Annotated in this window: 14 protein-coding genes; 8 read left to right on the plus strand and 6 right to left on the minus strand. The window is 68.1% G+C overall.

What is annotated here, in order from left to right:
• Positions 1–37: 37 nt before the first annotated feature.
• The 4 genes from tilS to cysS all read right to left on the minus strand — a co-directional run bounded on the left by tilS (position 38) and on the right by cysS (position 4757).
• Positions 38–1477, minus strand: a complete 1440-nt coding sequence (tilS, locus tag IPF36_RS19280) for a tRNA lysidine(34) synthetase TilS (RefSeq protein WP_195429601.1) — start codon at positions 1475–1477, stop codon at positions 38–40.
• Positions 1443–2414, minus strand: a complete 972-nt coding sequence (locus tag IPF36_RS19285) for an acetyl-CoA carboxylase carboxyltransferase subunit alpha (RefSeq protein WP_029046926.1) — start codon at positions 2412–2414, stop codon at positions 1443–1445. The genes tilS and IPF36_RS19285 overlap by 35 nt, the downstream gene beginning before the upstream one ends.
• Positions 2415–2529: 115 nt before the next feature.
• On the minus strand, positions 2530–3372 hold the full coding sequence (locus tag IPF36_RS19290; protein ID WP_133097492.1) for a DNA-3-methyladenine glycosylase: 843 nt from the start codon (positions 3370–3372) through the stop codon (positions 2530–2532).
• Entirely contained in the window at positions 3369–4757 is a 1389-nt protein-coding gene (gene cysS / locus IPF36_RS19295; RefSeq protein WP_133097493.1) for a cysteine--tRNA ligase, read from the minus strand. Before cysS ends, IPF36_RS19290 begins: the two co-directional genes overlap by 4 nt.
• A gap of 213 nt (positions 4758–4970) precedes the next feature.
• On the opposite strand from cysS, the gene IPF36_RS19300 reads away from it, so the two are divergent.
• The 4 genes from IPF36_RS19300 (at position 4971) to IPF36_RS19315 (ending at position 7777) form a co-directional block, all read left to right on the plus strand.
• Positions 4971–5702: a tetratricopeptide repeat protein gene (locus IPF36_RS19300; protein WP_135704959.1), complete on the plus strand. Its 732-nt coding sequence runs from the start codon at positions 4971–4973 to the stop codon at positions 5700–5702.
• A 72-nt stretch (positions 5703–5774) separates the two neighbouring features.
• Complete coding sequence (locus tag IPF36_RS19305; protein WP_133097495.1) at positions 5775–6359, plus strand: peptidylprolyl isomerase; 585 nt, start codon at positions 5775–5777, stop codon at positions 6357–6359.
• A 20-nt stretch (positions 6360–6379) separates the two neighbouring features.
• The gene (locus IPF36_RS19310) at positions 6380–6880 is read left to right on the plus strand and encodes a peptidylprolyl isomerase (protein ID WP_195429604.1); all 501 of its coding nucleotides are present in this window, start codon (positions 6380–6382) and stop codon (positions 6878–6880) included.
• Between the two features lie 99 nt (positions 6881–6979).
• Positions 6980–7777: a UDP-2,3-diacylglucosamine diphosphatase gene (locus IPF36_RS19315; protein WP_133097497.1), complete on the plus strand. Its 798-nt coding sequence runs from the start codon at positions 6980–6982 to the stop codon at positions 7775–7777.
• Positions 7778–7831: 54 nt separating this feature from the next.
• Here the strand turns inward: IPF36_RS19315 and cysE are convergent, their stop codons facing one another.
• Positions 7832–8575 (minus strand): serine O-acetyltransferase, encoded by a 744-nt coding sequence (cysE, locus tag IPF36_RS19320; protein ID WP_133097498.1) that lies wholly within the window; start codon positions 8573–8575, stop codon positions 7832–7834.
• Positions 8576–8884: 309 nt separating this feature from the next.
• A complete protein-coding gene (locus IPF36_RS19325; RefSeq protein ID WP_133097499.1) occupies positions 8885–9733 on the minus strand; it encodes an RNA methyltransferase in 849 nt (282 codons plus the stop codon).
• A gap of 192 nt (positions 9734–9925) precedes the next feature.
• Between IPF36_RS19325 and IPF36_RS19330 the strand changes: the two genes are divergently transcribed.
• The 4 genes from IPF36_RS19330 (at position 9926) to IPF36_RS19345 (ending at position 12844) form a co-directional block, all read left to right on the plus strand.
• Positions 9926–10747, plus strand: a complete 822-nt coding sequence (locus IPF36_RS19330; RefSeq protein WP_133097500.1) for an inositol monophosphatase family protein — start codon at positions 9926–9928, stop codon at positions 10745–10747.
• A gap of 228 nt (positions 10748–10975) precedes the next feature.
• Positions 10976–11191: a YdcH family protein gene (locus IPF36_RS19335; protein ID WP_133097501.1), complete on the plus strand. Its 216-nt coding sequence runs from the start codon at positions 10976–10978 to the stop codon at positions 11189–11191.
• Between the two features lie 14 nt (positions 11192–11205).
• A complete protein-coding gene (ppk2, locus tag IPF36_RS19340) occupies positions 11206–12345 on the plus strand; it encodes a polyphosphate kinase 2 (protein ID WP_255519840.1) in 1140 nt (379 codons plus the stop codon).
• 64 nt (positions 12346–12409) lie between these two features.
• A complete protein-coding gene (locus tag IPF36_RS19345; protein WP_133097503.1) occupies positions 12410–12844 on the plus strand; it encodes a universal stress protein in 435 nt (144 codons plus the stop codon).
• Positions 12845–13037: the final 193 nt, after the last annotated feature.

A 13037-nucleotide genomic window follows, 5' to 3' on the forward strand; every position in this document is an offset into this window, starting at 1 on the left:
GTGATCGACGCGCTTCGTCATTGCCGCGGCGAGGCGTTCAGCGCGCCGCGCCCGGCACTTGCGGCGGCTGCGCATGCCATTCGACGCGCCAGCGCGGTGCCGCCGCCTCGGCCGGCCAGCGGCGGTGCATGCCGAGTCCGGCGGCAAGCACGAGGGTGTCGCCTGCCCACAGCAGCGGCAGCCACGCCCGGCGCCAGGCGGGGATGCCAGCCTCCTGGCAGGCTTGCTTGAGCGCGCGTGCCGGGCCTCCGGGCCGCAGCACCAGCCGTTCGCCGCCGGCACGCGGCGCCAGCCGCAGCGGCTGGCGCAGCACGGCTTCGGGCACGCCGAAGCTGTCGTCGCGGAAGAAGCGCAGCTCGCCGCGCCATGCGGGCACGACGATGCGGTCCTCGCCGCGCCAGTCGAGCGACACGGTTTCGGGAGGCTGCGCGGGCGGCGGCGTGCACGCCAGCACGCGGCCGCGGAAGCGGCGCAGGACCAGGCCGTCATGGGCGATGGCTGGCTCGCCGCCCTCGTGCGCGACCAGTTGCGCGCGCATCGCCGCAAGGCGCGCGGTCGATGGCGCGCGCGTGCCGAGGTCGCGCAGCCACAGCCGCAGCACCGCATCGGCCTGCGCCGCCGGTAGTGCGCGCAAACCGGCTAGATCGAGTTCGGCGAGCGTATCGGCATCGCGGCCCGGATGCGCCAGCTGCGCCATCGCGGCGGCGGCCAGCTGGTCGATCAGCTCGTTGGCCTGCGCGAAATGCGCCGCGGCCTGGGCCACGTTGGCGCGCAATGCAGGGAAAGCCGTCACCAGCGCCGGCAGGTGCGCTCGCAGGGCGTTGCGGGCATAGCGCGCGTCGGCATTGGAGGGATCGTCGATCCAGCGCAGCGCATTGGCGGCGCAGTAGGCATCGATCTCATCGCGGCTCAGGTCCAGCCACGGCCGCAGCAGCATCACGCCGCTGTGCGCTTCGAGCGGACGCAGCGCGGGCATGCCGGCCATGCCGGCCACCCCGGCGCCGCGAAACAGCCGCAGCAGCACGGTCTCGACCTGGTCGTCCTGGTGATGCGCGAACAGCAGCAGGCGCGCCCCGCTGTCGGCGCACATCGCCGCCAGCGCTGCATAGCGCGCGCGGCGCGCGGCAGCTTCCACTCCCTCGCCCGCCGCCTGCCGAACCGCGACCCGGCGCACGAAATAGCCGATCTGCCACTGCCCGCACAACTCCTCGCAGAAGCGGTCCCATTCGTCGGCGGCATCCTGCAGGCCGTGATGCACGTGCAGCGCGACCACGCGCGCCGCCGTGCCCTGCGTGGCGGCGCGCGCGGCATGCAGCAGCGCGACCGAATCGCGTCCGCCCGACAGCGCCACCGCGATCACCGGCGCGCCGCTCCCAGAAACAACAAAGGCCGCACCGCCCTGCAGGGCCTGTGCGACCTTGTCGGTCAGCCGGGCGGACGGATCATTCCGGGGCGCCGGTTTCCTTGAACTTGCCATAGGCCAGCAGGCGTTCGTAGCGGCGCGCCTGCAGTTCCTTCACGCTGATGCCCTGGAACTGGCGCAGCGACTCGGCCAGGGTGCGCTTTAGCAGCGCCGCCATGGCCTTGTGATCGCGGTGCGCGCCGCCGAGCGGCTCGTTGACGATCTTGTCGATCAGGCCCAGCGCCTTCAGGCGGTGCGCGGTCAGGCCCAGCGCCTCGGCGGCTTCCGGCGCCTTCTCGGCGGTCTTCCACAGGATCGAGGCGCAGCCTTCCGGCGAGATCACGGCATAGGTGGCGAACTGCAGCATCTGCACCACGTCGCCGACGGCGATCGCCAGCGCGCCGCCCGAACCGCCTTCACCGATGATGGTGGCGATCAGAGGCACCTTCAGGCCGGCCATCACGTACAGGTTGTGGCCAATGGCCTCGGACTGGCCGCGCTCTTCCGCGTCGATGCCGGGGAATGCACCCGGGGTGTCGACGAAGGTGAAGATCGGCAGGCCGAACTTGTCCGCCAGTTCCATCAGGCGCTTGGCCTTGCGGTAGCCCTCGGGCTTGGGCATGCCGAAATTGCGCAGGGCGCGCTCTTTCGTGTCACGGCCCTTCTGGTGGCCGATCACCATGCACGCCTGGCCGTTGAAGCGCGCCAGGCCGCCGACGATCGACAGGTCGTCGGCAAAGGTGCGGTCGCCGTGCAGTTCGTGGAAATCGGTAAAGATCTCGCGCACGTAGTCCAGCGTGTAGGGACGCTGGGGGTGGCGGGCGATTTGCGCAACCTGCCACGGGGTCAGGTTGGCATAGATGTCTTTGGTCAGCTGCTGGCTCTTGCCGGCCAGCCGCGAAATCTCTTCGGAAATATCGACAGCCGAATCGTCCTGCACGAAGCGCAGTTCTTCGATTTTTGCCTCGAGTTCGGCAATGGGCTGCTCAAAATCCAGGAAGGTGGTTTTCATAAAATCACACGTACCTGTCTGTGAAGGGGCGCATTCTACCGGAAATTGGCCGCTATCTTAGCGCCTGCCAGATAGCGTGCAACGCACCTGCTTCTGATTTTTGTTGTTCCGATGCCTAGTACGTCACAGGCAACGGGTCCAGACTACGCCACATATACCAGGTTGCCACCGTCCGCCACGGTTCCCAGTTGGCCGCCACCTCGCGCGCCTCGCTGCGCGTGACCGGTTCTCCGCTGAAATAGTTGGCGGAAATCGCATTGATCAGGCCGATATCGTCGAGCGGCAGCACGTTGGGCCGCATCAGATTGAACATCAGGAACATCTCGGCCGTCCAGCGGCCGATGCCGCGGATCTGCGTCAGCTCCGCGATCACCGCTTCGTCGTCCATCTGCGCCCATTCGGCCACGTGCACCCGGCCCGCCTTGAAGTGGTCGGCCAGGTCGATCATGTACTCGGCCTTGCGCTTGGACAATCCGCAGCCGGCCAGCTTCTCGGTGCCCGCGCGCAGGAACTGTGCCGGCGTCAGCTTGGGACAGGCCGTGTGCAGGCGCTCCCACACCGACTGCGCCGCCTTGACCGAGATCTGCTGGCCCACCACGGCGCGCGCCAGCGTGACGAACGGATCGCCGCGCGACACCAGGTGCGCCGGGCCGTAGCTCGGGATCATCTTGCGCAGGATGCGGTCGCGCTTCATCAGGTCGGCGCAGGCTTCGTCCCAGTAAGCGGGACGGACCGCGTCAATGACGGTCTCGACCGGCAGCGGCAGCGCGTCGGCCTCGGGCAATACCGCCTTGGCGTTGCGCGTGGACTTGGCCACCGCCTTGCCCGCCGCCTTGCCGTCGGACAGCGGTGCCTCGCTGGCGCTCGCCTTGGCCGGACGCGGGCCGGCCGCCTTCGACCGGCCGGCGGCTGCCGGCACGGCGGTGGCGTTGGCGGGCTTGCGCGCGGCAGCGTTCAAGCACGCCTCCACTCGGTCGCGCCACCCGGCTTGTCTTCCAGCACGATGCCGGCGGCAAGCAGTTCGGCGCGGATGCGGTCGGCTTCGGCGAAGTTGCGCTCGGCCTTGGCCGCCTTGCGCGCGGCGATGCTGGCTTCGATTTCCTCGGCGCTGGGGCCGTCCGCGGACTTGCCGCCCTGCAGGAAGGTATGCGGATCGCGCTCGAGCAGCCCCAGCGTGCCGGCCAGCGCCTTGAGCTGGCGCGCGGCGCTGGTGGAGCCGGTGCGGTTGATCTCGCTGGCCAGGTCGAACAGCACCGACATCGCGATCGGCGTGTTGAAGTCGTCGCCCATGGCTTCGGCGAAGCGCTTCGCGTGCGGCTCTTCCCAGTCGACCGCGCAGCCGCCGGGCTGCGTGTCCTTCAGCGCGGTGTACAGGCGCGTCAGCGCATGGCGCGCGTCGTCCAGGTGCGCGTCGCTGTAGTTGAGCGGGCTGCGGTAGTGCGCGCGCAGGATGAAGAAACGCACGACTTCGGCGTCGTACGCCTTCAGCACTTCGCGGATCGTGAAGAAATTGCCAAGCGACTTGGACATTTTTTCGTCGTTGATGCGCACGAAACCGTTGTGCATCCACATGTTGACGAACGGCTTGCCGCTGGCCCCTTCCGATTGCGCGATCTCGTTCTCATGGTGCGGGAACTGCAAATCCGCCCCGCCGCCATGGATGTCGAAATGCTCGCCCAGCAGCGCGCAGCTCATGGCAGAGCATTCAATGTGCCAGCCCGGCCGGCCGCTGCCCCACTTCGACTCCCACTTGGTCTCGGGCGGCTCGCTGGCCTTGGCGGATTTCCACAATACGAAGTCGAGCGGGTCCTGCTTGGCGTCGTTGGCACTGACGCGCTCGCCCGCGCGCAGGTCTTCCAGCGACTTGCCGGACAACTTGCCATAGCCGTCGAACTTGCGCACCGAGTAGTTCACGTCGCCATCGCTGGCCTGGTAGGCCAGGCCCTTCGCTTCCAGCTTGCCGATCATGTCGAGCATCTGCGGCACGTAGTCGGTCGCGCGCGGCTCGTGGTCGGGACGGATCACGCCCAGCGCGGCGGCGTCTTCGTGCATGTACTGGATGAAGCGCGTGGTCAGCGCGCCGATGGTCTCGCCATTCTCGGCGGCGCGGCGGATGATCTTGTCGTCGATATCCGTGATGTTCTGCACATATGTCACCTCGTAGCCGGCGGCACGCAGCCAGCGATGCACCATGTCGAACACCACCATCACGCGCGCGTGGCCGACGTGGCAGTAGTCGTACACCGTCATGCCGCAGACATACATGCGGACCTTGCCGGGTTCGATGGGCACGAATGGCTGCTTCTCACGCGCGAGCGTGTTGTAGATGTTCAGAGGCTGCATGAAACGAAGTGAATGGTCGGGGGAGGCGGCACTGGCGCCACTGGCGCAATTCCGCCGCGCCCCATATCTTACCGGAAGGCGATGTGCCGGTAGACCGCGCGCCGGGGATTTGCCGCGGCCGCCCGCGCTTGCCGACGCTTGCCCGGACCATGGCTTTAGTGCCGGCCGTGCCGCTTTGCTAGAATGCCGCGGAGTATAACGGACCTGTCTTCAATGAGCCTGCTGCTGCCCTCCTCGCCTACCGCCGCGCTCGCCGCCGCGCTTCGCCCGCGTCCCGCATTGGCCGCCACGGCTGCCCTGGCCCTGGCCGCAGCGCTGGCCGGGCCCGCGCAGGCCCAGCAGGGACCGCTGTCGCTACCCGCGCCCACGTCGCCGCTGGACGGCATCCGCTCGACCGACCCCGGCATGACCCAGGCCCAGCAGGCCGCCAACGCGCGCCGCTATGACGACGCCATCAAGGGCTTCGACCGCGTGATCGCGGCCAATCCGCGCAACGCGCAGGCACGGTTCCAGCGCGCCTGGGCGCTGGCGCAGTCCGGGCGCGAGGACGCCGCCATCCAGGCCTTCACGGAAATGGCGGCGGACTTCCCCGAATTGCCCGAGCCGCACAACAACCTGGCGCTGCTCTATGCCAAGCGCGGCGACCTGAAGCGCGCCGAGGCCGAACTGCTGCTGGCCACCGAGGTCAAGCCGGCCTTTGCAATCGCCTACACCAATCTGGGCGACGTCTACCGCCGCCTGGCCGAGCAGGCCTATGCGGAGGCGCTGCGCCGCAATCCGGCCGATACCCGTGCGAGCGCCGGGCTGCGCCAGTTGCGCCCGGAGGCAGCCACCGGCACGCCCGCGGCGACGGGCACGACCGGGACCGCGGGCGTGCCGTCCGGCAACCGCAAGCCGGCTCCGGCACAGCGCGCGGCCCCGGCCAGCGCCCCGGCAGCCAACTGACGCCCCTGCCAAGAATGTCCGGGCGCAATGGCGTCCGGGCCGTTTGCATCCCGACTCACCGGAGTTCCACCCATGATCCGTTCCCGTCGCATCGCCCTGGCCGCACTGACCGCAGGCGCGCTCGCGTTGTCGTCGTTCAGCGCGCTGGCGCAGCAGAAGGCCGCCGAGCGCGTCCAGTTCGTCACCAGCGCCGGCAAGTTCACGGTCGAACTGTACCCGGACGTCGCGCCCAAGACCGTGGCCAACTTCCTGGAATATGTAAAGAGCGGCTTCTATAGCGGCACCATCTTCCATCGCGTGATCAACGGCTTCATGGTGCAGGGCGGCGGCTTCGACCGCGACATGAAGGAAAAGCCCACGCGCGCGCCGATCCCGCTGGAAGCCCGCGGCGGCCTGAAGAACAAGGCCGGCACGCTGGCCATGGCGCGTACCAGCAACCCCGACTCGGCCACCGCGCAGTTCTTCGTCAATGTGGTGGATAATCCGAATCTCGACTACCCGCAGCCGGACGGCAACGGCTACGCAGTCTTCGGCAAGGTGGTGGAAGGCATGGACACGATCGACAAGATCAAGAGCGTGCCGACCACGGCCTACGGCCCCATGCGCAATGTGCCGGCCTCGCCGATCGTGATCGAGTCGGCCACTGTCGTCAAATAACACACCGAACAGAGGAAACCATGTCCAAGGTCCAGCTTCAAACCAACCAGGGTGTCATCACCATCGAACTCGACGCCGAGAAGGCGCCGAAATCGGTCGAAAACTTCCTGTCGTATGTCCGCAAGGGCCACTATGACAACACCATCTTCCACCGCGTGATCAAGAACTTCATGATCCAGGGTGGCGGTTTCGAGCCCGGCATGAAGCAAAAGAGCACCGACGCGCCGATCGAGAACGAAGCCGGCAATGGCCTGAAGAACGACCGCTACACCGTGGCCATGGCACGCACCAACGCGCCCCACTCGGCCACCGCTCAGTTCTTCATCAACGTGGTCGACAACGACTTCCTGAACTTCACCTCGCCGACGCCGCAGGGCTTCGGCTACGCCGTGTTCGGCAAGGTAGTGGAAGGCACCGACGTGGTCGACCAGATCAAGGGCGTGCGCACCGGCAGCTCGGGCTTCCACCAGGACGTGCCGCTGGAAGACGTGGTGATCGAGAAGGCCACCGTCGTCGAGTAATTGTCGACTAAATCGTCGACCAAGCGTCGAGCAAGCCATGCACCCTGATTGCGGTTACGTGCACCCGGCCCGGCCGGCACTTCCCTCCCGGCCCCGCGCATGACCGCAATCCCCCGCACGCCGGTGGCCGGTCCCCTCGAGGTACAGGCGCCGGCGTGGTTCATTTCAGACCTGCATCTCACGCCCGGCATGCCACGTACGCTGGCAGCCTTCGAGCGCACGCTCGAGCGCGCCGCGCACGACGCGCGCACGCTGTTTATCCTGGGCGATTTCTTTGAATTCTGGATTGGCGACGAGGAAACCGACTCGCCGTTCGCACAACGCGTGGCCGGTGCCCTGCGCGCGCTGGCCGCGCGCGGCGTTGCCGTGTACCTGATGCATGGCAACCGCGACTTCCTGCTGGGCACGCGCTTTGCCGCCGCCGCAGGCGCGCAGTTGCTGCCCGATCCCACGGTGATCGATTGCGCCGGCCAGCGCGTGGTGCTCAGCCACGGCGACATGCTGTGCATCGACGACGAGCGCTACAACCGCTTCCGCCGCTGGACCCGCAAGGGCTGGGTGCAGCGGCTGTTCCTGGCGCTGCCGCTGCGTACGCGCCTGGGGATCGCGCGCAAGCTGCGTGCGGACAGCGAAGGCAACCGCGCGCGGCAGGCCGCCGAGGGCAACGGCGTACCGATGGTCTACGGCGACGTGACGCCCACTGCCGCGGCCGAACTCTTCGGCATGGCCGGGACCAGGCTGATGGTGCATGGCCACACCCATCGCCCGGCGCGCCACGAACACGCCGCGGGCGTGCGCTGGGTGCTGACCGACTGGGACCTGGACGGGCGCCATCCGCGCGCCGCCGTGCTGCAGCTCGACGGCGGCGGTTTCCGATTGCTGCCGCAGACCGACTGAGATCGCGCAAGATCGCGCGAAAAAAAAGCGGCCGTTGCCGGCCGCCCTCTTTCCCTACTTCATCAGCTTGCGCAACTCGCTCGCATCGAAGCGGTCGTTCGGCGTGTTCTCCAGGTGCTCGCCCAGCCGGTCCAGCGCGGCCAGCACGGCCTCGATGCGCTCGTGCTGGCGCGCGGCATTGTCGATCAGGCTCTTGAGCGCCAGCGACACCGGGTCGTCGGCGTTCGGCGTGATGCCATAGGCCGAGAACTCCTGCTTGGCGCCCTGCTGCGCCGCCGGCGCATCGGGCAGGATGATGCGCGCCGGCACGCCCACCGCGGTTGCGCCCGGCGGCACCGGCTTGAGCACCACGGCGTTGGAGCCCACGCGCGCGCCGTCGCCCACCACGAAGCCGCCCAGCACCTTGGCGCCCGCGCTCACCACCACGTTGGCGCCCAGCGTCGGATGCCGCTTCTGGCCCTTGTACAGCGAGGTGCCGCCCAGCGTCACGCCCTGGTAGATGGTGCAGTCGTCGCCGATCTCGGCGGTCTCGCCGATCACCACGCCCATGCCGTGGTCGATGAACACCCGGCGCCCCAGCCTCACCGCCGGATGGATCTCGATGCCGGTCAGGAAGCGCGACCAGTGCGAGATCCAGCGTCCCAGCCAATGGAAGCCCCCGTTCCAGCACGCGTGCGCAAAGCGGTGGAAGACCACGGCGTGCAGGCCGGGGTAGCAGGTCAGGATTTCCAGGCGGCTGCGCGCGGCGGGATCGCGCAGCATGATCGTGTCGATATCTTCCTTAAGGCGAGAGAACATCTTGGTCGTGTCGTGTTGCCGCGCCGTGCGCCGCGCCACGCGAGGCTTGCGCCTGGGGCAGGGTCGCCGGCGAGGTCGGTGGCCGGTGGGGACGGGATCAGGGAGTGTAAGTGATTTGCGGCCGGCGTTCTGGCGCCGGCCATTGGCCCCGGATCCGTCAGGGATTTTGCAGCGGCAGTGCGGCGATCAACATCGCCCCGGCGCGCGCCAACCCGCCGCGACGGGCCGACAGCGTGCGCGCTTGCCACGTACGCCTGCGTCGTCCGTTCTCGGAATGCTGCGGGTTGCTGCCACTGTGCGTCTCTCCAGTTACGACTTGCGGTCCGGCTGGCCCTGCGCCATCAGCATATGCTTGGCGATGCCGCGCAGGATGTTGACTTCCTCGCGCTCCAGCCCGCTGCGGGCAAGCAGCCGGCGCAGCCGCGGCATCAGCTTGCGCGGATTGGCGGGGTCGAGAAAGCCGATCGCTTCCAGGCCCGCCTGCAGGTGCCCGAACATGGCCTCGACCTGCTCCGCCGTGGCCGGCTCACCAGCATAGCCGATATTGGCGCCCGCGTCCGCCGCCGCAACGGCAGGCGGGGCTGCATCGAGCAGCGCCAGCCGCATCTCGTAGGCGATCAGCTGCACGGCCTGCGCCAGGTTGAGCGAGGCATAGGCGGGATTGGCGGGGATATGCGTGACCGCCGCGCAGCGCTCGACCACGTCGTTGGGCAGGCCATAGCGCTCGTTGCCAAAGACAAAGGCGATGTCGCCGCTGCCGGCCAGCGTCTGGCATGCGCGCGCCGCAGCGGCGCGCGGCAGCAGCCGCGGCGGCCCGAACTCGCGCTGGCGCGCGGTCATGGCCACGGTCAGCGCCGCGCCGGCCAGGGCCGCGTCGATCTGGTCGACGATCACGGCGCCAGCCAGCACATCGTCGGCGCCGCTGGCCATGGCGATGGCGTCGGCATGGCCCAGCACGCCGGGTTCGCGCGGCGAGACCAGCACCAGGCTGCCGAAGCCCATGGTCTTGATCGCGCGCGCGACCGAGCCGACGTTGCCCGGGTGGCTGGTCTCGACCAGCACGAAGCGCACACGGCCGAAGGCATCGGGTTCTGCGCCGGCTGCGTGCGGCGCATCAGGCTCGCCTGTTGGGCGGCTCGTATCATTTGCCGGGTTCATATACAATTCGGGGTTCTTCTCTGGCGCGGCGCCAGGTCATGACGTGCCTGCGAGACTCTCGCGGCACATCCAGTAACCAGACCGGCGACGCCCTGCGTTCTTCTACAATCCGTTGTGTTGTCAGCTGCCCATGAGCGGGCGCGCGGTGCCGTGGTGCCCCGCCGCATCTTCATGGCCGGCCTGGAGAGATTCATGCATCCGATGCTCAATATCGCCGTCAAGGCGGCCCGCAAGGCGGGATCCATCATCAACCGCGCGTCGCTCGACGTCGATCTGGTGCGCGTCTCGCGCAAGCAACACAACGATTTCGTTACCGAGGTCGACCGCGCCGCCGAAGCCGCGATCATCGAGATCATCCGCACCGCCTACCCGGAACACGCCATTCTAGCGGAAGAGTCCGGCCAGTCCTGGGCCGAAGGCGAAGACGCCCACGAATACACCTGGGTCATCGACCCCCTCGACGGCACCACCAACTTCATCCACGGCTTCCCGCAGTACGCGGTCTCGATCGCCCAGCTGCACCGCGGCACGCCGGTGCAGGCCGTGGTCTACGATCCGACCCGCGACGAGCTGTTCACCGCCAGCAAGGGCGCCGGCGCCTTCCTGAACAACCGCCGCATCCGCGTGACCCGCCGCGACAAGCTGGCCGACTGCCTGATCGGCACCGGCTTCCCGTTCCGCGACCTGGAAGGCGTGGATGAATACCTCGAGGTCTTCTCGCTGATGACGCGCAGCTGCGCCGGCCTGCGCCGCCCGGGCGCCGCCGCGCTGGACCTGGCCTATGTCGCCTGCGGCCGCCTGGACGGCTTCTTCGAGCGCGGCCTGAAGCCGTGGGACATGGCCGCCGGCATGCTGCTGATCACCGAGTCGGGCGGCCTGGTCGGCAACTACAACGGCGAGCCGCGCCAGATGGAGCAAGGCGAAGTGCTGGCGGGCAACCCCAAGGCCTTTGCCCAGATGGTGCGCCTGCTGTCGCCGTACTCGCTCGACAACGCCAAGCCGGCCACTGCCTGAGTCGGTGGCATGGCCTGATGGCCATCGCCCGCAACACAAACGCCCGCCGCGCCCCGGCAGGCGTTTTGCTTTGCGGCCGCAGCGCTTGCCGGCGCGCAGAGACTATTCGCATATTTCCCGCCGCCCCGGCCGACCATGATCCCCGTCAAGGTCGCGCCGCCCTGCCCTCCCCAGAATGAATCCAAGCGCCACGCCCCGTGCGCGCGGATCAAGCCGAGGAGAGCCCGCATGTTTCCTGAATACCGCGACAAGATCTCGCTCCTGAAGACGCAGGACGCCCACTTCGCCCGCCTGTTCCATCGCCACAATGCGCTGGACCAGGAGATCCACAACATGGAGTCCGGCCTGGTGCCGGCCTCGGGCTTCGAAATCGAGCGGCTGAAAAAGGAGAAGCTGCAGATCAAGGACCAGCTCTACCAGATCCTGCGCCAGCGTGTGGCCTGAACGAAGGACTGCACATGACCGATCGCAATACGCCTGCCGCCCATGCCCACGCCCATGCGCACGCTCATACCCACGTCACTTCGCAGCCCCATGTCCGCCCTGCTGCGCGCGGCGATGTGCTGCCGACCAACACGGCCCTGTCGGCCGAACGCAATGAAATCAGCGATGCTGTCGATGCCGCCGTGCAAGTGGCCGCCAGCAGCATGCAGGACGTTCTCGCCAGCCGCGCCGGCCAGGGCGCCAGCATGCTCGACGACATGCGCACGCTGCTCGACGGCCTGGCGCCCGATGAGGCCGCGCAGCTGCGCAGCCTGATCCTGGAAGGCGATCCCGGCGCCTGGCAGGCGGGCCGCCGGCGCCAGCCCGACGATGAACTCGCGGCCGGCTGGCGCGACGGGGCGTACCCTTACCAGAACCTGATGTCGCGCCGCAATTACGAAAAGCAGAAATACCGGCTGCAGGTAGAACTGCTCAAGTTCCAGGCCTGGGTGCGCGAGACCGGGCAGCGCGTGGTAATCCTGTTCGAAGGCCGCGATGCCGCCGGCAAGGGCGGCACCATCAAACGCTTCATGGAACACATGAACCCGCGCGGCGCCCGCGTGGTGGCGCTCGAAAAGCCGACGGAATCCGAACGCGGCCAGTGGTATTTCCAGCGCTACGTGCAGCACCTGCCGGCCGCCGGTGAAATCGTGCTGTTCGACCGCTCCTGGTACAACCGCGCCGGCGTCGAACACGTGATGGGCTTCTGCTCGTCGCGTGAGTACCAGGACTTCCTGCAGCAGGCCCCGGAGTTCGAGCGCCACCTGGTACGCAGCGGCATCCACCTGTTCAAGTTCTGGTTCTCGGTCAGCCAGAAAGAGCAGCGGCGCCGCTTCCGCGAACGCGAGATCCATCCGCTCAAGCAGTGGAAGCTCAGCCCGGTCGACATTGCGTCGCTCGACAAATGGGACGAGTACACGCGCGCCAAGGAGGCGATGTTCGCGCATACCGACACCGCCGACGCGCCGTGGACGGTGATCCGCTCGGATTGCAAGAAGCGCGCGCGGCTCAATGCGCTGCGCTACATCCTGGCGCGCTTCCCCTATGCCAACCGGGACACCACCGCCATCGGCCAGGCCGATCCACTGATCGTCGGGCGCGCGCTGGCCAACTGATTCCCGGGCGGCAACGCAGGACGCCGCCTGCCCTCTTTCGCCTTACTCACCAGAAAAGGACCCCATGTTCAAGCACATCCTGCTCCCCGTCGACGGCTCGGAGCTTTCGCACAAGGCCGTTTCCGCCGCCATCCAGTTTGCCCGCACCACGGCGGCCAGGCTCACGCCATACATGTGCGTGGAGAGCTATCCGTATGTGCTGTCCAGCGACAGCTCGCACGAAAAGCGCGAGGTGTACCAGCAGCGCGTGGAAGCCGAGGCGCGCCAGGAACTCGCCAAGGTCGAGGCCGCGGCAGCGCTGGCGGGGGTGCCGTGCACCAGCCACGTCTCCAGCGCCTCGGTGCCGTACCAGGGCATCATCCATGCCGCCAGGGAACTGGGCTGCGACGTCATCTTCATGGCCTCCCACGGCCGCAAGGGACTCAGCGGGCTGCTGCTGGGCAGCGAAACGCAGAAAGTGCTGACCCATAGCGACATCCCTGTGCTGGTATTCCGCTGATCCAGGGCCGTACACCCCGTCTGCGGCGCATCGGCGGCGGCACCGTGCTGTACCATATCGCCCATATTCGAAAACGCCCCTTCGTGCCGCGGCCACAGGCCGCCGGACCAGTGCCCGGCCGCCCCCGCGGGGGCGCTTTTCCGCGACACGCAAGGCGGCGCTCCGAGCGGATCGGGCGGCACAACGCAGGCCC

The sequence above is a fragment of the Cupriavidus sp. IK-TO18 genome, assembly GCF_015549295.1.
Classification (GTDB): Bacteria; Pseudomonadota; Gammaproteobacteria; order Burkholderiales; family Burkholderiaceae; genus Cupriavidus; species Cupriavidus oxalaticus_A.